This window comes from Kribbella sp. NPDC104740 (genome assembly GCF_055583505.1).
This window is the reverse complement of the sequence record NZ_JBVJNV010000006.1, coordinates 66299-84749: the sequence shown is the minus strand read 5'-3', so window position 1 is coordinate 84749 and position 18451 is coordinate 66299. Positions and strand designations below refer to the sequence as shown.

The following is an 18451-nucleotide window of genomic DNA, read 5'->3' as shown; positions in this document are numbered from 1 at the left end:
ATTCGGGGTCAACTGGCGGTGATTTCCAATGAAACGTTCACCACCTGCACTGAACCGTTTCACTTTCTTGCGGCAAGTAACCGTGCCCTGAGTAGGGTCGAGCCATGACGACGCCGAAGTTCATCCTCGCGCTGCGCGAGAAGATCGGTCACGATCTGTTGTGGATGCCCGGGATCACCGCGGTCGTGCTCGACGACGCCGACCGGATCCTGCTGGTCCGCCGCACCGACAACGGCCGCTGGTCCCTCCCGGCCGGCATCCTCGAGCCCGGCGAGCAGCCCGCCGAGGCGATCGTCCGCGAGATCCACGAGGAGACCGCCGTTCACACCGTCGTCGACCGCCTGGTCCGCATCGAGTCGCTCCCCCCGACGGCGTACCCGAACGGCGACCAGGTCCAGTACCTCGACCTCTGCTTCCACTGCCACCCGGTGGGCGGCGAGGCCCGCGTCAACGACGACGAGTCGCTGGAGGTCGCCTGGTTCCCGTTGACCGACCACCCCGAGCTGCATCCCCGCGAAGAGCTCTGCATCGCCGCGGCGCTGGCGAACGACCCGTCCCCGGTCCTCGTGACAGGGGCGACCTGAAGGGCGCCGTGGCCGGGGCCGACGTGTTCATCGGGGTGTCCGCGCCGACCAGCTAGACGAGCCTGCGCCGCAGCGGCGAGGCAGCCGGCCAGGCGATGTCGTCGATCGCGAGCCACGGTGCGACTGACACCGCCGCGGGAGTCAGCCCGGTGAACGACTTGACCTCGCGGTGCAGGTGCGACTGATCGACGTAGCCGCTCTCGACAGCGACGCCGGCGGCGGCGTGACCTGCCGCGAGAAGGCGGGCAGCGTGGTCGAACCGCACGAGCCGGGCGGCACGTTTGGGCGTGATCCCGAGCTGACCTTGGAAGCGAGCGGACAGCCGCTTCCGGCTCCAGCCGACCTCGTCCGCGAGGCCCTCGACCCGCGTCTGTCCCCGGCTGGCGCGCGTCTGCCGCCAGGCGAAGGCGACCTCCGGAGCAACTGCTCGCCGGCTGTCCAGGCGCCGGCCGAGGAGGTCCGCCGCGATCGTGAACCGTTCGTCCCACGACGCGGCGGCGCGCAGCCTGTCCTCGGTTCTCTCGGCGTCGCGGCCCCAGACCTCTTCGAAGGGCACCACGGCCCCGGTGAGCTCGGTCGCCGTACCGAGCACGACAGCCGCGGCGGCGGGCTCCAGCCGGATCTGGAGGCACTCGCCGATCCGGCCGCCGGCCCGGAGAGCACCGGGAACGAGCCCGATCACAGCACTCCTCCGGATCTCCCGACCATCGCCTCGATGGACGAGGCCCTCGCCGTCGCTCAGGTCGATCAGCAACGTGACGGACGGATGCGCGACCATCGCGATGTCCACGGACTCCGGGCCACGGTGACTGAACCCGGCCATGCTGACCCCTGGCAGCCGATCCGGCGAGCGCGGGACGGCGACGTCCACCAGAGACCAGTCGAAGGACGCCGCAGTCGACAGCATGTGAGCAGCCTAGACGTCGTCGGCGGCGCGAGGAGAGCGCTCTGTAGCGACCGGCTCTCCCCGCTCGGCTGCCGCGAAATCGAGCAGCAACTCGCCGGTCGCCTCCGGCGCTTCGAGCATGGGCAGGTGCCCGACGCCGGGCAGTTGCACGACCCGCGCGCCCGGCACCGCGTCGTACTGATGCACCGACGACGGATCCCACCGCGGGTCGTTGGCGCCGAAGACCGCCAGTACAGGCAGGCCGAGGGCCGCGAGACGCGCGGGCACACTCCGCTCGGCGACGTACTCCGTGTTCCGGCGCAGCACCGTCCTGAACGTCCGGTACGACGTACCCCGCAACTCGGCGACCAGGTCGTCCGGGACCTCCACCGGACGAGCAGCCGTCGCCCCGATCCCCTTGCGGATCATCGCGTCCGAACGCCTCGCCCAGAGCAGCGGGCCGAACGGTGGACCCAGCAGCACCCGAAGGACGAGCGGCTGCGGGAGGAGCGCGTCGAGACTCGGACCGGTGCTGACCAACGCGATCGACCGCACCAGGTCGGGGCGCTGCTCGGCCAGTGCCGTGGCGACATAACCGCCACTGGAGTGTCCGACCACGGTGACGGGCCCGAGACCGAGGTGATCCAGGTGCACCGCCACCTGCATCGCCTGCTCGGGTACGCCGTACGACGCCGCGGGCGGCGACTGGCCGCAGCCCGGCAGATCGACCCGGAGCACGTGATGACGCCCGGCGAGTGCCGGCACCATCGGACTCCAGGTACCGCCCGAGGCCCCCGATCCGTGGATCAGCAACAGCGGCGGCGCCTGCCGAGGACCGTCGTGGACCACATGGATTCCGGGGAGCTGCGCATCGTCGTCGTACTGGTTCATACGAGCGATGATGCGCGAGCCGCCGGCCATCGGTCTTGGACAAATGTCGTCGCCGAGTGGGCGGACTCGCGACGTCTAGTTCTTCGTCCGAAGGGCCTGCTGGAGGGTCTTCGACCAGCGCTCGGAGCTGGTGGGCTCCCGCGCGATCCGGTCGGCGATCCGGCGGCGGATCGGCGGGGTGCGGCCGCGCTCGACCAGGCGGGTGGCTTCGGCGAGGGCGAACCGGGCCTTGGCCGATCGCGGCGGGACCGCCACGTCGGGGTCGTTCCAGCGGGTCCGGCGGAAGGAGCGTGCGGTCTTCGCCTGGGTGTTGCCGAAGTAGCTCCAGACCCGCCCGTCCAGCGACACGTTCCGGATCGCCGACGCCGGCAACTCGCCGGTCCACGCCGCGGACTGCTGCCAGCGCCAGGTCTTCGGGCTGGTCTTGTCCCGCCAGGTGATCCCGACGAAGTGCAACTGCCGCCGGATCACGTCCCACTGGGCGCGGTCGTCGTCGATCCACTCGCGCAGTACGGCGTACAGGTTGCCGAACGTCGACCCCTCGTAGACCAGGTCGACGAAAACCGTCGGCCGTCCGCGCATCAGGTCGGCGGGCGCGAGCCCCGCGGCGGCGAGGTTGGTCCGCAGCTGCCGAAGCTCGGCGGGGTCGAACGCCTGCCCGTCGTAGCCGTAGAGCGACAACGGCAACGGATGCAGGCGATCCTGCCAGACGGTCCCGGCGAGAGCGCCGCTCAGCAGGTCGTACAAGCTGTCGACCGAACGCCCGACGAAGTACAGGTCTCCCCCGGCCGAGTGCGCGAGCACGCGACCTGCGCAGTCGATCAGCTCGTCCAGGAAGAGCAGGTTCGGCTCCTCGACGCCGTCGAGCAGAGAGCCCAGCTGGTCCGGCCGCACCAGATCCCACCGGAACGGCCGAGTCGCCTCTTCCCCCGGCCGCGGAGGTACGACGCTCGGCGGCGCCACGCCTCCCGGCGGCAGCACCCCGCCCGGTCCGGACGCGGTCCCGCCCGGTCCCGACGCAGCCCCGCCCGATCCCGACGCAGCCCCGCCCGATCCCGACGCGACCCCGCCCGGGTCCGGCGCAGCCCCGCCCGGGTCCGGCGCGGCAGCGTCCGGGTCCCCGCCCCGAGGACTCGCAGGCGGGGATCCGGCGTCGCTCATCGACTCAGTGCGCCGCTTCGTGCCACGTACGCCCCACGCCGACCGACACGTCCAGCGGGACCGCCATCTCGACCGCGGCGCCCATGTTCTCCCGGACCAGCGCTTCCAGGGTCTCGCGTTCGCCCGGGGCGATCTCGAAGACCAGTTCGTCGTGGACCTGCAGCAGCATCCGGGACTTCAGGCTCGACGAGCGCAGGGCGGTGTCGACCTTCAGCATCGCCATCTTGATCACGTCGGCGGCCGAGCCCTGGATGGGGGCGTTGAGGGCCATCCGCTCGGCCATCTCGCGGCGCTGGCGGTTGTCGCTGGTCAGGTCGGGCAGGTAGCGGCGGCGGCCGAGGATGGTCTCGGTGTAGCCGCTCTTGCCGGCCTCGAGCACGATGCTGCGCAGGTAGTCCCGCACCCCACCGAAGCGCTCGAAGTACTCGTCCATCAGGCCCTTGGCCTCGTCGACGCCGATCTTCAGCTGCTGACTCAACCCGTACGCCGACAGCCCGTAGGCCAGCCCGTAGTTCATCGCCTTGATCTTGGCCCGCTGCTCCTGCGTCACCTCGGCGGCCTCGACCGAGAACACCCGCGCGGCGGTCACCGAGTGGAAGTCCTCGCCGGAGTTGAACGCCGAGATCAGCCCCTCGTCCTCCGACACGTGCGCCATGATCCGCATCTCGATCTGGCTGTAGTCGGCCGACATCAGCGCCTCGAACCCGTCGCCGACGACGAACGCCTCGCGGATCCGCCGGCCCTCCTCGGTGCGGATCGGGATGTTCTGCAGGTTCGGGTCGGTCGAGCTGAGCCGCCCGGTCGCCGCGATCGTCTGGTTGAACGTGGTGTGGATCCGCGCGTCCTTGGGGCTGATCGTCTTCAGCAGCCCCTCGACGGTCTGCCGCAGCCGGGTCGCGTCGCGGTGCGCCAGCAGGTAGGCCAGGAACGGGTGCTCGGTCTTCTCGAACAGCGACTGCAGCGAGTCCGCGTCGGTGGTGTACCCGGTCTTGGTGCGCTTGGTCTTCGGCATCTGCAGCTCGTCGAACAGCACCACCTGCAGCTGCTTGGGCGACCCGAGGTTGATCTCCTTCCCGATCACCTCGTACGCCGACGCCGCCGCGTCCCGCACCCCGGTCGCGAACCGCTCCTCGAGCTGCTCCAGGTACGCGCGGTCGACCGCGATCCCGTCCCGCTCCATCGCCGCGATGACATCGATCAGCGGCAGCTCGACATCGGCCAGCAGCGCCGTACCGGCCTGCTTCTCCAGCTCCGCGTCCAGCGTGTCGGCCAGATCGGCGATCGCCCGCGCGCGCAGCATCGTCGCGTCGGCGGCCGGGCCGCCCTCGACGTCGTCGAAGCTGAGCTGCCCGTTGTCGGCCTCCTCGGTGCGCAGCTCGCGCTTGAGGTACCGCACGGTCAGGTCGGACAGGTCGTACGACCGCTGGTCCGGACGCGCCAGGTAAGCACTCAGCTGGGTGTCGGAGGTCAGCCCCGCCAGCGTCCAGCCGCGCTCGAGGAAACCGAGCAGCGGGCCCTTCGCGTCGTGCAGCGCCTTCGGCTGCGCCGCGTCGGCGAGCCAGGCCTGCCAGGCCGCGTCGTCGTCCGGCGTCAGCGCCGCCGGGTCGAACCAGGCGGCAGCACCCGAGGAGGTCGCCAGCGCGAGCCCGGTGATCTCACCGGTCCCCCGGCCCCACGAGCCCTGCACGGCAACGCCCGTCCGCGCACCGGTCGACACGTGCTCCTTGATCCAGGCCGCGACCTCGCCCGGCTTCAGCTGGGTGCCCTCGAGGTCGAAGCCCTCCTCGATGGTCTCCTCGACCTGCTCGTGCTCGGCCACCAGCCGCTCGCGCAGCACCCGGAACTCCAGGCTGTCGAACAGCGTGTGCACCTTGTCGCGGTCCCACGGGTGCCGGACCAGGTCGTCGACGGCGACGTCCAGCGACAGGTCGCGGACCAGCTCGTTGATCTGCCGGTTCCGGATCACGTCGGACAGGTGCTCGCGCAGCGACTCGCCGGCCTTGCCCTTGATCTCGTTGACCCGGTCGATCACGTCGTTCAGCGAGCCGAACTGGTTCAGCCACTTCGCCGCGGTCTTGTCACCGACTCCCGGTACGCCGGGCAGGTTGTCGCTCTTCTCGCCGACCAGCGCGGCCAGGTCGGGGTACAGCCGCGGCGGGATGCCGTACTTCGCCTCGACCGCGGCCGGGTCCATCCGGGCGATCTCGGAGACGCCGCGCTTGGGGTACAGCACAGTGATGTTGTCGTTGATCAGCTGGAAGGAGTCCCGGTCGCCGGAGCTGATCAGCACCTCGAAGCCCTGCTCGTCGGCCTGCGTGGCCAGCGTCGCGATGATGTCGTCGGCCTCCCAGCCGTCGATCTCCGTCGTCGGGATCCGGAGCGCCTCCAGCACCTCCTTGACCAGCGAGACCTGCCCCTTGAACTCGTCCGGCGACTTCGAGCGGCCGGCCTTGTACTCGGTGTACTGCTCGGAGCGGAAGGTCTTGCGGGACACGTCGAAGGCGACGCAGATGTGCGTCGGCTGCTCGTCGCGCAGCATGTTGATCAGCATCGAGGTGAACCCGTACACCGCGTTGGTGTGCTGACCCGTGGTGGTGGAGAAGTTCTCCACCGGCAGCGCGAAGAACGCCCGGTACGCGAGCGAGTGCCCGTCCAGCAGCAGGATCCGCGGCCGGGGCGAGTCGCCCGTCACGGGGTCCTTGGTCATCGTCGGGGTGTCTGTTTCTGGAGCCACGTACCGACTCTAGTGGTTGCCGCCGACAGTTCTGTCACAACCGCGAAGTAGTCTGCGCGAATGAGCGATCAGAGCACCGCGCTACCCCCGGGAATGGACGTCGAGGGCACCCTGCTCAGCACGATGGGCATCACCGTCACCGAGGCCTCGCCCGAGCGGGTGGCCGCGACGATGCCGGTCAAGGGCAACACCCAGCCGTACGGGCTGCTGCACGGCGGCGCGTCCTGCGTGCTGGCCGAGAGCCTCGGCTCGATCGGCTCGGCGATGCACGCCGCCCAGTACGGCAAGGTCGCGGTCGGCGTCGACATCAACGCCACCCACCACCGGGCCGTCCGCGAGGGTGTCGTCACCGGTGTCGCGACGCCGGTCTACCTGGGCCGCACCACCACGACGTACGAGATCGTCGTCTCCGACGACCGCGGCAAGCGGGTCTGTACGGCGCGGATCACGTGCCAGCTGATCCAGGCTCCGCCGGAACGGTGACGTCTGGTTCAGGCTGCGTCTGAAGGGTGAGCTCGGGGTGCCGGCCGAGCTGGGCGCGGCGGGCGATCACCGACCGGCGTGACGACAGCATCGCCAGCAGGTTCGGCGCGTGGTCGGCGGCGAGCCTGCGCCGTACGGCGTGCGTCCCGGCGAACCGCAGCACAGCGGCCTGGCTCAGCCCGAGCCGGGCCAGGAACCGGTTCGCCTCGCGGGCGATCGACGGCGCGACGACACCGAGGTACGGGCAGCTCTCGTGCTCGGCCCAGGCCGCGGCCTCGGCGACCAGCGCCTTGCCCAGCCCGTGCCGCCGGGCGTGGTCGGTGACGTGCAGGTACTCCACCGTCATCGTGTCCTCGGGGTGCAGCGGGCTGATCGGCGTACGGCGGAGGTAGACCATCGCGCTGACCCGGCCGTCCAGCTCACCGACGACGAGCCGGCCTGCCGGGTCGCTGTCGAGCCGGGCGATCGACGCGCGGACCGACTCCGGCGTCGGGGTCGGCAGCACCCGCTGGTGCCCGGTGCCGGTCGACATCTCGCCCCACAGCGTCACCAGGGCAGCGGCATCGTCGGGGCGTGCGTCGCGCACCTCGATGGCAGCTGCCACGTCGGCCTCCTGGTCTTGATCCACCCCCGAGGTGAACAGGACTGGGCGGATACGCTCGTCCCCGCGCAACAGTAGGGCTTCGGCGGTCGGTTGCAAAGCGACGCGACCACCCCCACACCGGCTGTGATCGCCGGCGATCGGAGAGCACGCTTGTTCATCGGAATCGGCACCGTCGTGAACGTCGCGACGGTCCTCGTCGGCTCGGTCCTCGGCGTCCTGATCGGGCACCGGCTGCCCGGCCGGACCAGGGACCTGGTCACCGACGCCCTCGGCCTGGTCACGCTGCTGATCGCCGTCACGTCAGCACTCACGGTCGGCGACGCCGCGCTCAGCGACGCGGTCGGCGACAGCGCCCCGGTGCTGATCGTGCTCGGCGCGATGCTGATCGGCGGGATCGCCGGATCGCTGCTGCGGATCGAGGAGCGGCTGGAGGGCTTCGGCAGTTGGCTGCAGCACCGGTTCAGCCGCGGCGAGGGCGAGAGTACGTTCGTCGAGGGCTTCGTGACGTCGTCGATGGTGTTCTGCGTCGGCCCGCTGACCTTCCTGGGGGCGCTGTCCGACGGTCTGGGCCGCGGCGCCGACCAGCTGTTCCTGAAGGCGGTGCTGGACGGTTTCGCGTCGATCGCCTTCGCCGCCTCGCTCGGCTGGGGTGTCGCGGCGTCCGCGCTCGTCGTACTGGTCATCCAGGGGCTCATGACGGCCGTGGGCGCCCTGCTGGGCGACGTACTGCCCGAGGCGCACGTGACGGCTCTCGGCGCCACCGGCGGCCTGCTGCTGATCGGTGTGGCGCTCCGGCTGCTCAAGATCAAGCAGGTCGCCGTGGCCGACCTGCTGCCGGCGCTGATCGTCGCGCCGCTGCTGGTCCAGCTGCTGGTTGTCGTCCGCAACTGATCGGTTGCTGACAGCAAAGAGCCCCGGCTCGGTGAACCGGGGCTCCTCGTCGTACGGGGTGGGTCAGTCCTCGCCGAGGTACGCCTTGCGGACGTCGTCGTTGACCAGCAGCTCGCGGCCGGTGCCCTGGACGACGATCTTGCCGACCTCGAGGACGTAGCCGAAGTCGGCGCGCTTCAGCGCCGCCTGCGCGTTCTGCTCGACCAGCAGGATCGTCGTGCCCTGCTTCTGCAACTCGGTGACGGTCGTCATGATCCGCTTCATCATGATCGGCGACAGGCCCATCGAGGGCTCGTCCAGCATCAGCAGCTTGGGCCGGCTCATCATCGCCCGACCCATCGCCAGCATCTGCTGCTCACCGCCGGAGAACGTCCCGGCCGGCTGCTTGCGCCGCTCCCCCAGGATCGGGAACAGCTCGTACGCCGCGTCCAGGTCGGACCGGACCGCCGCCGCGTCGTTGCGGGTGAACGCCCCGAGCATCAGGTTCTCCTCGACCGACAGCCGGGGGAAGATCCGCCGGCCCTCGGGCGAGTGCGCCAGGCCCATCGTGACGATGTCGTGCGCCGGGACGTCGTCGATCCGCTGACCCTGGAACAGGATCTGGCCCGACGTCGGGCGCAGCAGCCCCGAGATGGTCCGCAGCGTGGTCGTCTTGCCGGCACCGTTGGTGCCGATCAGCGACACCACCTGGCCCTGCTCGACGGAGAAGCTGATCTTCTTCACCGCGACGATCTTGCCGTAGGCGACCTCGAGGTCGCGGACCTCCAGCATCGCGGTCATCGGCCCTCCTCCTCAGCTGCGGGCGGAACGTCCTGAGGCCGGGTCTCGGCCGCCGGTACGTCGTCCTCGTCGTCGTCCTCGCCGGTCCCGATGTAGGCCTCGATCACCCGCGGGTCCGACTGCACCTCCCCCGGCGAACCCTCGATCAGGGTCTCGCCGCGGACCAGGCAGAGCACCCGGTCGCAGAGGTTGAAGATGAACCGCATGTCGTGCTCGATCACCACCACCGACAGGCCCGAGTCGCGGATCTTGAAGATCAGCTCCATCGCCTGCCGGGTCTCCTGCGGGTTCATGCCCGCCGTCGGCTCGTCCAGCAGGATGAGCTTCGGGTCGGTGGCCAGCGCGCGGGCGATCTCGAGCCGGCGCTGGTCGCCGTACGGCATGTTGCGGGCCAGGTGCTCGCCGGACTTGCCGAGCCCGACGAACTCCAGCAGCTCCTGCGCGCGGGCGCGGGTGGCCGCCTCCTCGCGCCGGAACTTCGGGCCGCGCAGCACCGAGGTGAGCGCGCCCGAGCTGGTCCGGCAGTAGCGCCCGACCATCACGTTCTCCAGCGCCGTCATGTTCGCGAACAGCCGGATGTTCTGGAACGTCCGCGCCATCCCGGCCCGGACCACGGCCCGCGGCTTCGGCGGCAGCGCCGTCCCCTCGAACCGGACCTGGCCGCTGGTCGGCTTGTACAGCCCGGTCAGGCAGTTGAAGAACGTCGTCTTGCCGGCCCCGTTCGGGCCGATCAGACCGACGATCTCGCCCTCGCGGACGGTCAGGTTGACGTCGTTGACCGCCAGCAGACCACCGAACCGCATGGTCACCCCGGAGGCCTCCAGCACCGGCCGGCCGGTGCTCGGCGCGCTCGGCGCCGGTTCCGTGACGGTCATTTCGCCTCCTCGACCAGTTCGTGCTCGACCGCTTCGGCCAGCTCCTCGTCCTCTTCGTGGAACTCCAGCTGGCGGCGTCTGCTCGCGACCAGGCCCTCGGGCCGGAACCGCATCATGATCACCAGCAGCAGACCGAACAGCAGCAGCCGGTACTCCGAGAAGAACCGCAGCTTCTCCGGCAGCAGCTTCAGGATCGTCGCCCCGAGCAGCACACCGGCGATGGTGCCCATACCGCCGAGCACGATCGCCGCGAGCAGGAACGCCGACTCCAGGAAGATGTACTGCCCCGGTGAGACCGCGACGTCCTGGTGCGCCTTCACAGTTCCGGCCAGACCGGCCAGGAAGGCACCGATCGCGAACGCCAGCAGCTTGAGGCCGAAGACGTTCACGCCCATCGCCTCGGCGGCCTTCTCGTCCTCGCGGATCGCCACCCAGCCGCGCCCGATCCGGCTGTCGTTGAGCCGCGAGAAGACCAGGATGATGAAGCCGATCAGGATCAGCAGCAGGAAGTAGTAGTTCGAGAACCGGCCGAGCTCCAGCCCCAGCACCGTGTGCGGCTTGCCGAAGTCGAAGCTGCCCAGCTGCAGGTCCGGGATGCCCGGGATGCCGTTCGGGCCGTTGGTCAGCAGCGGACCGTTGTTGCCGTCCAGGTTGAACATCGCCAGCCGGAAGATCTCGCCGAAGCCCAGCGTCACGATCGCCAGGTAGTCGCCGGAGACCCGCAGCGTCGGCGAACCAATGATCAGGCCGAGCACCGCCGAGACGCAGCCACCGAGCAGGACCACGACGATGAACGGCGGGTTCCAGTCGATGGTCGCGAACGCCGACTCCGACAGCATCGCGGCGACGTACGCGCCGGAGCCGAGGAAGGCGATGTAGCCGAGGTCCAGCAGACCGGCCAGACCGACCACGATGTTCAGGCCCATCGCGGTGGCCGCGAAGATCAGCACCTGGGTCGCGATCGACATGTTCGCGTCCGACCCGTTCTGGGTGAACGGGAAGAAGAACGCCACCGCGAACGACGCCAGCGTCAGCACCTTCTTGTGCCGCTGCCCGACGTGCCCGATCCAGGTCATCACGCCGGTCCGGAACAGCATCGCCACCACGGCGGCGATGAAGACCAGACAGAGCACGAAGTTCCAGACGTCACGCAGACCGAGCGCGTACGCCGCACCGAACAGCACCGCGGCCATCAGGACCGCGATCGACAGGATCTCGAACCAGCCCGGCAGCCGGGCCTCGCCGAGGTCGCGCAGCTCGCGGACCGGGATCATCCGGGACGAGACCAGCAGCGCGATCGAGCCGGCCAGCGACACGTAGCCGCCCGGGTTGACGTTGATCAGCCCGTCGGACTCGACCGAGATCGCCACGATCACCAGCACCATGAACAGTGCCGTGGTCAGGCCGAGCGCGCGCAGCCCGAGGGTCGCGTCGAGCCAGTGCCCGAGCCGGGTGGTCAGCGGGCCCTTCACCGCGAGCAGCAGGATCAGCGCGAGCACCGCGAGGATGATCGCCAGGATCTGCAGCGCACCGGGGTAGAAGTTGATCGAGAGGTCGCCCAGGATCGAGCCGTCGTAGCTCCAGGACAGGAACGACCCGATGATCAGCAGCGCCACACCGGCGACACCGAGCGGCCAGGCCGCGGCCGGCAGGGCCGGCGGCGCCGCGAGGGTTTTCGTCGACTCACTCATGCGCGATCCACCACCCTTGCTCCGAGCAGGCCTTGCGGCCGGAACACCAGGACCAGGATCAGGATGACGAACGCCCAGACGTCCTTCCAGGAGCTACCACCGAACTGACCCGGGATGTACTGCGTGGCCAGCGACTCGACCACGCCGAGCAGCAGCCCACCCAGGACCGCGCCCTGGATGTTGCCGATGCCGCCGAGCACGGCGGCGGTGAACGCCTTCAGGCCCGCCAGGAAGCCCATCCGGTAGTCGATCAGGCTGTTCTGGACACCCTGGGCCAGACCGGCCACGGCGGCCAGGACCGCACCGAGCGCGAACGCCACGACGATGATCCGGTCGACGTTGATGCCCATCAGCCGCGCGGTGTCCGGGTCCTGCGAGACCGCCTGCATGCCGCGGCCCAGCTTGGTCCGGTTGATGAAGTACCACAGCAGCGCGGTGCAGACGACCAGCAGCAGCACGGTGAAGATCGCCGCCCGCTGGATGGTCACCCCGCCGACCTCGATCGCGGTCCCGGAGACCACGTCGATCGAGGGGAAGGTGGTGCGCTGCTTGCCGGTCGGCCAGTCGACGTGCTTGATCAGCTCCTGGTACACCAGCCAGAACAGCTCCAGGACCAGCGCGCCGGCCACGGCCGACTGCCAGATCGCGTCGCGCAGGGCGGTGGCCCGCTCGGTCGTCGCGCCGAACCGCGCCACCAGCAGGCCGACCGCCGTACCGACGGCGGCGCTGACCAGGAAGAACACGATGCTCAGCAGCGGGTTGTAGTCCGGCTGGACGACCCGCAGGACGATCCACGCGGCCAGCGCCCCCGCACCCGAGCCGAGCAGCGGCGCACGGTCGCGCCACTTGGTCACCGGGTGGTTCAGGTTCACCTTGGTCCGGCGGCTACCGACCCAGTACGCCGCACCGACGGCCAGCAGGGCGAACACCGGCACGGTCCAGACCGGACGGTCGTAGAACAGCCGGATGAACTCCTGCAGGAACACCGAGATGCCGATCGCGGTGATCAGCGGTGCCAGCCGCGGCGCGTTCCGCAGGGGACGGTACGCGACACGTTCCATGGCCACCGCCGTACCGACCGAGGCCAGGATGGCACCGACCAGCATCACCGGCAGGATCCACACACTGGTGTGTCCCTCGAAGAACAACAGGTACGTCGTCAGCGCGCCGAAGCCGCCGATCATGAACACCTCGCCGTGGGCGAAGTTGATCAGCTGCACGATGCCGTAGACGACGGTGTACCCGACCGCGATCAGGGCGTACAGCGATCCGAGACTCAGCCCGATCACGAGCTGCTGGAAGAACTGGTCCACGTCGACCTCCCAACTCATTTCCGACATGCCACGGGGGTGGGACCGCGTCCCACCCCCGCGTCATGAGGTCGACCTACTTGGTTTCGAAGTCCTTGGTCTGGACCGCGGTGAACTTGCCGGCCTTGACCTCGTAGACGGTCAGGACCTTGGAGGTGGTGTCGCCGAACTCGTCGAAGGCGACCTTGCCGGTGACGCCGTCGAAGGAGACCTTGCCGAGCTCCTCGACGGTCTTCGGCCGGGCGGCCTCGACGCTGTCGGCGTCCTTCAGCGAGACCTTGAGCGCGGCGATGATCGCGTTCGCGGCGTCGTAGGAGTAACCGCCGTAGGCGGCGTACGGGTCGGCGAACTTCGCGGCCTCGTAGTCGGCGACGAACTTCTTGGCCGACGGCAGCGAGTCGACCGGGGCGCCGACCGAGGTGGCCAGGTCACCCTGGGCGGCGGTGCCGGCCAGCTTGACGAACTCCGGGTCGTAGATGCCGTCGCCACCGAGCAGCGGGATGTTCAGGCCGGCGGCCTTCATCTGCTTGGACAGCGGGCCGGCCTGCGGGTACTGACCGCCGTAGTACAGCGCCTGCGGAGCCGACGGCTTGACGGCGGAGACGACGGCCTGGAAGTTGGTCTCGTCCTCGTTGATCGTCTCGGCCGCGACGACCTGGCCACCGAGCTTCTTGAACTCCTCGGTGAAGGTGCCGACCAGGCCCTGGCCGTAGGCGCGCTTGTCGTGGATCGTCGCGACCTTGGTGATCTTGGCGGTCTCGTACAGGTAGCGCGCGGCGAACGGACCCTGGACGGCGTCCGTGGTGCAGGTGCGGAAGTAGGTGGCGTAGGGCCGCTTCGGGTCCTTCTGCCACTCCGCACCCTTGGTCAGGCCCGGGCCGGTGTTGGCCGGCGAGACCTGGACGATGTTCTTCGGCGCCAGGATCGGCTGGACCTGCTGGCTCACGTCGGTGTTCAGCGTGCCGACCACGCCGATCACGTCGGGGTCCGACGAGACCGCGGTGGCGGCGTTCTTGCCGACGTCGGCCTTGCCCTCGTCGTCCTGCGGGGAGACCTCGAGCGTCCAGCCCGGGATCGCGTTGGACTCGTTGGCCTGCTTGACGGCCAGCTCGACCGAGTGCTGGATACCCAGACCAAGCGCCGACAGGTCGCCCGACAGCGGCGCGATCACGCCGATCTTGGCGGTCTTCTTCGCATCGCCGGAGCCCCCGCCACCGTTGTCGTCACTGCGTGAACCGCAGGCAGTCAGGGCCAACGACGCAACGATCAGCGACGCGCCGACCCGTACTACGGAACGCTGGTGCACTGTTCCTCCCATGTCTGGATAGCCCGAGTGGATCCCCGGACCCCCGCGATTCCCGCGAGCACCCGCAGGTTAGACCCCGCTGAGCAGTCAAGGCGAACGTGACCCAGCGTGTGTTGTGAGGTCGTTACCGCTGTAAGCATCGTCCCGATCGGTAGGCACTGGCTTTGCGGGACGCGATCACTCAATGTGATCGCAGGTCGCACCCAGAGCCACATTGACAACCAATGGGTGCCACCGGTATCCAGACGGTCACCACGCTGTGTGACGGCCGTCTCGTTCCTCGGACGGGGCCGTCGTTTCCGCCACGCCAGGACGGGTGGCGGAACCGCGCTTTTCGTGGCACGGCTCCGCCGGTTTGCCGGGTCCTACTTGGCCGGACCGAAGTCCTTGGTCTGCTGCGCGACCCAGCGGCCGCCGGCCACCTTGTTCATGGTCAGCACCCGGGTGGTGGTGTCACCGAACTCGTCGAAGCCGACGTGACCGGTGACGCCCTCGAAGGAGCTCTTGCCGATCGCGTCCACGGTCGCCTGCCGGGCCGACTCGACACTGTCGGCGGTCTTCAGCGTGGACTTCAGCGCGTCGATGATCGCGTTCGCGGCGTCGTACGCCGTACCGCCGTACGGGGACATCGGGTCCTTGAAACCGGCCTTGGCGTAGTCGGCCACGAACTGCTTGGCCGAGGGCAGCTTCTCGACCGGGGCGCCGATCGAGGTGGCCAGGTCGTTGCTGCTGGCCGGGCCGGCCAGCTTGATGTACTGCGCGTCGAACAGACCGTCGCCGCCGACCACCGGGACCTTCAGCCCGGCCGCCTTCGCCTGCCGCGAGAACGGGCCCCCGACGCCGTACTCGGTGCCGATGTAGACCGCCTGCGGGTCGTCCTGCTTCACCTTCGAGATCACCGACTGGAAGTCGACGTCGTCCGGGTTCACCGTCTGCGCCGCGACCACCTGACCGCCGAGCTTGGTGAACTCGTCGGTGAAGGTGGCGACCAGGCCCTCGCCGTACGCCTTCTTGTCGCTGATCGTCGCGACCTTGGTGATGTGCCGGGTCCGGAACAGGTACTGCGCCGCGAACGGGCCCTGGACCGCGTCGGTCGTGCAGGTGCGGAAGTAGGTGTCGTACTGGCGCTTCGGCGCGGTCTGCCACTTCGGGCCCATCGACAGCGCCGGGCCGGTGTTGCCCGGCGAGACCTGCGCGATGTGCTGCGCGGCGAAGACCGACTGCATCTGCTGGCTGACGCCGGTGTTGTACGGGCCGACCACGGCGGCCAGGTCCGGGTCCGAGGCGAACTTGGTCGCCACGTTCTTGCCGACGTCCGGCTGGGCCTGGTCGTCCTCGGCGTCGACCTCGATCCGCCAGCCCGGGATCGCGTGCGCGTCGTTGGCCTGCCGCACCGCGAGCTGCACCGAGTTCCGGATGCCGAGCCCGAACGCCGAGATCTCCCCGGTGATCGGCCCGACCATCCCGATCTTCACCACCTTGTCCGCCGCCGCGGAGCCGTTCGCCGTACCGTTGCTGCGGGCTCCGCAGGCGGTCACCGCCAACGTTGCCGTCAGCAACAACCCGCCGAGTTTGAGCACCGACCGCTGGTTCACTGTTCCTCCCTGGATCTGCGTGATCCAGGACGACCGGACCCCTCACGTGATGACGCGAGCACTTCGCAGACTAGGCAGCAGAACAGGTGCGCAGCACGCTCGGCAGCCGCTCCCGACGGGTTCTTGCCAAGTTGGTTGCCCAGAGCAAACCAACCGGCACGGGAGGTGGTTCGGAGCGCGGGTTTCGGGTTGATGTGTCCTTGGTTTTCAGGAGCCGGGTTCGTCGGCTTTCAGGAGCCGGCTTCGTCGACGACGAGCTCGGCGACCTGGCGCATCGAGACCCGCTTGTCCATCGCGGTCTTCTGGATCCACCGGAACGAGTCCGGCTCGGACAGCCCGAACTTCGTCTGCAGCACCGACTTGGCCCGGTCGACGAGCTTGCGCGTCTCCAGCCGCTCCGACAGGTCGGCGACCTCACGCTCCAGCTCCGCCAGCTCGACGTACCGGCTGGCCGCGATCTCGATCGCCGGCAACAGGTCGGCCTTGGAGAACGGCTTCACCAGGTACGCCATCGCCCCCGCGTCCCGCGCCCGCTCGACCAGCTCCCGCTGCGAGAACGCCGTCAGCATCAGCACCGGAGCGATCCGCTCCCCCGCGATCTTCTCCGCCGCACTGAGCCCGTCCAGCTTCGGCATCTTCACGTCCAGGATCACCAGATCCGGCCGGTGCTCGACCGCCAGCCGAATCGCCTCCTCGCCGTCGCCCGCCTGCCCGACGACGTCGTACCCCTCCTCAGCCAGCATCTCGGCCAGGTCCATCCGGATCAGAGCCTCGTCCTCGGCGATCACCACACGCTTAGCAGTCACACCGGACACCATATCGACCTCGCGCTCAGCGCTTCGGACCGACGAACCGATCCAGCACCTCGCCCCCTTCCCGCCGGCTCACCGCGACCACGTTCGACCGCGGTCGCCGCCAGGGAACACCGACCTGATCCAGCGCGTCGGTGAGGATCGACCGGATGTCCGCGGACTCGTTGTGGAACATGTACCGGATGTACTCGTAGCGCCGCTCGCCGCCGCCGGCCAGCCGCTTGGTGGTCCAGTTCACGAACCGGCACCCGTCGGAGTGGAACAACCCGCGCAGCAGCAACTCCGGCTCCCGCCGGACGAGCTCCTGCTGCCACTCGTGCAGCACGATCCGCCGCAGATGCTTCCGCCCGGGCCCGTGCTGCGGGAACAGGCACGGCCAGTGCTTCCACCGAGCCTCGATCCGGACCGCAGCCGACCCACCCCGCAGACACGGACCGGCAGTCGGCTTGACCCGCCGGATCGTGGCCGCGATCTCCTGATTCAGCTCCGGGTACTTCTGGTCGTTCGCGATCTGCAAGGTGTAGACCCCACGCCGCGCCGCGACGATGTGCCCGTCCCCGAGGTACCACCCCAGGAGCAACACGTACGCCACCTCGTCCAGCGCGGCCCCGTCGCACCGCGGGCAAGGCGTACAGGGTCCATCGGTGCGGACCCGTCCCTCGAGCTGGTACCGCCGTCGCCAGGTTCGGATCGTTCGCAACGCTACGCCGTGAAGCTCGGCGTTCACGCGATCAGGGACGCCGTCGTCAGACATCCACAACGCCGACTCGACCGTCTGCCGTGACCTGACCCGACCCATGCCAGATCATCCGACCTGCCGCCGACAATTTTCGGATCGAGCGCCTGGGTAAGCTACGATCGTCGAGCGCAAATCGCCCTGGTAGCCCAATCGGCAGAGGCCGTGCTCTCAAACAGCATCCAGTGTGGGTTCGAGTCCCACCCAGGGCACCTCACCATCTGGATCTGTCGATCCCAGCTGCGAGGCTTCACTCGTGTACGACGCTCGCACCCGGCGGTCCGCGCTGGACTCACTCGCTGCGGGCGCGACTCTGAGTTCGGTCAGCCGCCGGTTGTCGGTCAGTCGCAGCACGATTCGTGCGTGGCGGGACGAACCCGCGCCTTCGGTCGATCCCACTGCTTGTCCGCGATGCACGGACTCAGCGCTTGCGGCCGGCGAGTACTCGAAGTTGCTTGGTTTCTATCTGGGTGACGGCTGCCTGTCCGAGCACCGGAAGGCGGTCTTCGCTCTCCGGATCGCGTGCGACGATGCCTACTCCGGCGTCATCGCCGAGGCAGCGGAAGTCATCACCGCGGTGAACGCCAGCCGGCCGGTCCACCGAGTCCAAGCGCCCGGTTGCACTCATCTTGTGTCGTACTGGAAGCACTGGCCCTGCTTGTTTCCTCAGCACGGCGCGGGCCGCAAACACCTTCGCAAGATCCAGCTGCTCGACTGGCAGCGCGAGATCGTTGCCTACCACCCCGAACCGTTCGTCCGCGGTCTGTTCCTCTCGGACGGCTGCCGGGTGAACAACTGGACGACCAGCAACGGCCGCCGGTACGACTACACCCGCCACCTGTTCTCCAACGAGTCCACCGACATACTGCGCCTGTGCCAATGGGCCCTGGACCTGCTCGATATCCCCTGGCGAATGCCCCGCCCGAACGCGCTCTCGGTAGCGCGCCGGGAGGCCGTAGCGGCACTCGACCGGATCGTCGGTCCGAAGACCTGAAATGGAACTGGGGGGGGGGGGTCCGCGGGGGGTGGGGACCACCGCGGCGGGTGTTTTTTTTTTTTTTTTTTTTTTTCCTCCGGCTGCGGGATGCCCCTGGCTTTGTTGGCCCCGCGAG

Annotated in this window: 17 protein-coding genes and 1 tRNA gene; 5 read left to right on the top strand and 13 right to left on the bottom strand. The window is 69.1% G+C overall.

Annotation, left to right across the window (positions count from 1 at the left end):
• Positions 1-104: 104 nt before the first annotated feature.
• Positions 105-584, top strand: coding sequence for an NUDIX hydrolase (locus ACZ6Z4_RS28495; RefSeq protein ID WP_465570370.1), 480 nt, complete (start codon positions 105-107; stop codon positions 582-584).
• Between the two features lie 52 nt (positions 585-636).
• On the opposite strand, the gene ACZ6Z4_RS28490 is transcribed toward ACZ6Z4_RS28495, so the two are convergent.
• From ACZ6Z4_RS28490 to polA, 4 genes are all read right to left on the bottom strand, one after another.
• Positions 637-1491: a helix-turn-helix domain-containing protein gene (locus tag ACZ6Z4_RS28490; RefSeq protein ID WP_465570367.1), complete on the bottom strand. Its 855-nt coding sequence runs from the start codon at positions 1489-1491 to the stop codon at positions 637-639.
• Positions 1492-1500: 9 nt separating this feature from the next.
• Positions 1501-2361, bottom strand: a complete 861-nt coding sequence (locus ACZ6Z4_RS28485) for an alpha/beta fold hydrolase (protein WP_465570364.1) — start codon at positions 2359-2361, stop codon at positions 1501-1503.
• A 75-nt stretch (positions 2362-2436) separates the two neighbouring features.
• A complete protein-coding gene (locus tag ACZ6Z4_RS28480; RefSeq protein ID WP_465570361.1) occupies positions 2437-3255 on the bottom strand; it encodes a hypothetical protein in 819 nt (272 codons plus the stop codon).
• 271 nt (positions 3256-3526) lie between these two features.
• Positions 3527-6229 (bottom strand): DNA polymerase I, encoded by a 2703-nt coding sequence (gene polA, locus ACZ6Z4_RS28475; RefSeq protein WP_465571836.1) that lies wholly within the window; start codon positions 6227-6229, stop codon positions 3527-3529.
• An 87-nt stretch (positions 6230-6316) separates the two neighbouring features.
• On the opposite strand from polA, the gene ACZ6Z4_RS28470 reads away from it, so the two are divergent.
• Positions 6317-6739, top strand: coding sequence for a hotdog fold thioesterase (locus ACZ6Z4_RS28470; RefSeq protein WP_465570357.1), 423 nt, complete (start codon positions 6317-6319; stop codon positions 6737-6739).
• On the opposite strand, the gene ACZ6Z4_RS28465 is transcribed toward ACZ6Z4_RS28470, so the two are convergent.
• A complete protein-coding gene (locus ACZ6Z4_RS28465; RefSeq protein ID WP_465570353.1) occupies positions 6702-7343 on the bottom strand; it encodes a GNAT family N-acetyltransferase in 642 nt (213 codons plus the stop codon). The genes ACZ6Z4_RS28470 and ACZ6Z4_RS28465 overlap by 38 nt on opposite strands.
• 150 nt (positions 7344-7493) lie before the next feature.
• Between ACZ6Z4_RS28465 and ACZ6Z4_RS28460 the strand changes: the two genes are divergently transcribed.
• Positions 7494-8234 carry a DUF554 domain-containing protein gene (locus ACZ6Z4_RS28460; RefSeq protein WP_363675431.1) on the top strand — a complete coding sequence of 247 codons (741 nt, stop codon included), beginning with the start codon at positions 7494-7496 and terminating at the stop codon, positions 8232-8234.
• A gap of 63 nt (positions 8235-8297) precedes the next feature.
• Here the strand turns inward: ACZ6Z4_RS28460 and ACZ6Z4_RS28455 are convergent, their stop codons facing one another.
• The 8 genes from ACZ6Z4_RS28455 to ACZ6Z4_RS28420 form a co-directional block, all read right to left on the bottom strand.
• The gene (locus ACZ6Z4_RS28455) at positions 8298-9014 is read right to left on the bottom strand and encodes an ABC transporter ATP-binding protein (protein WP_363675433.1); all 717 of its coding nucleotides are present in this window, start codon (positions 9012-9014) and stop codon (positions 8298-8300) included.
• Entirely contained in the window at positions 9011-9889 is an 879-nt protein-coding gene (locus tag ACZ6Z4_RS28450) for an ABC transporter ATP-binding protein (protein WP_465570350.1), read from the bottom strand. Before ACZ6Z4_RS28450 ends, ACZ6Z4_RS28455 begins: the two co-directional genes overlap by 4 nt.
• A complete protein-coding gene (locus ACZ6Z4_RS28445; protein WP_465570348.1) occupies positions 9886-11580 on the bottom strand; it encodes a branched-chain amino acid ABC transporter permease in 1695 nt (564 codons plus the stop codon). The genes ACZ6Z4_RS28450 and ACZ6Z4_RS28445 overlap by 4 nt, the downstream gene beginning before the upstream one ends.
• The gene (locus ACZ6Z4_RS28440; protein WP_465570346.1) at positions 11577-12911 is read right to left on the bottom strand and encodes a branched-chain amino acid ABC transporter permease; all 1335 of its coding nucleotides are present in this window, start codon (positions 12909-12911) and stop codon (positions 11577-11579) included. The genes ACZ6Z4_RS28445 and ACZ6Z4_RS28440 overlap by 4 nt, the downstream gene beginning before the upstream one ends.
• A gap of 55 nt (positions 12912-12966) precedes the next feature.
• Positions 12967-14196: a branched-chain amino acid ABC transporter substrate-binding protein gene (locus ACZ6Z4_RS28435; protein WP_465570344.1), complete on the bottom strand. Its 1230-nt coding sequence runs from the start codon at positions 14194-14196 to the stop codon at positions 12967-12969.
• 365 nt (positions 14197-14561) lie between these two features.
• Positions 14562-15791, bottom strand: coding sequence for a branched-chain amino acid ABC transporter substrate-binding protein (locus ACZ6Z4_RS28430; RefSeq protein ID WP_465570342.1), 1230 nt, complete (start codon positions 15789-15791; stop codon positions 14562-14564).
• A gap of 230 nt (positions 15792-16021) precedes the next feature.
• Positions 16022-16609, bottom strand: a complete 588-nt coding sequence (locus tag ACZ6Z4_RS28425; protein ID WP_344170138.1) for an ANTAR domain-containing response regulator — start codon at positions 16607-16609, stop codon at positions 16022-16024.
• A gap of 13 nt (positions 16610-16622) precedes the next feature.
• Positions 16623-17186: a transcriptional regulator gene (locus ACZ6Z4_RS28420; protein ID WP_465570338.1), complete on the bottom strand. Its 564-nt coding sequence runs from the start codon at positions 17184-17186 to the stop codon at positions 16623-16625.
• 291 nt (positions 17187-17477) lie between these two features.
• Between ACZ6Z4_RS28420 and ACZ6Z4_RS28415 the strand changes: the two genes are divergently transcribed.
• Both ACZ6Z4_RS28415 and ACZ6Z4_RS28410 read left to right on the top strand, forming a co-directional pair.
• Positions 17478-17551 (top strand) — tRNA-Leu (locus ACZ6Z4_RS28415).
• Between the two features lie 239 nt (positions 17552-17790).
• Positions 17791-18333, top strand: coding sequence for a transcriptional regulator (locus ACZ6Z4_RS28410; RefSeq protein ID WP_465570336.1), 543 nt, complete (start codon positions 17791-17793; stop codon positions 18331-18333).
• Positions 18334-18451 lie beyond the last annotated feature (118 nt).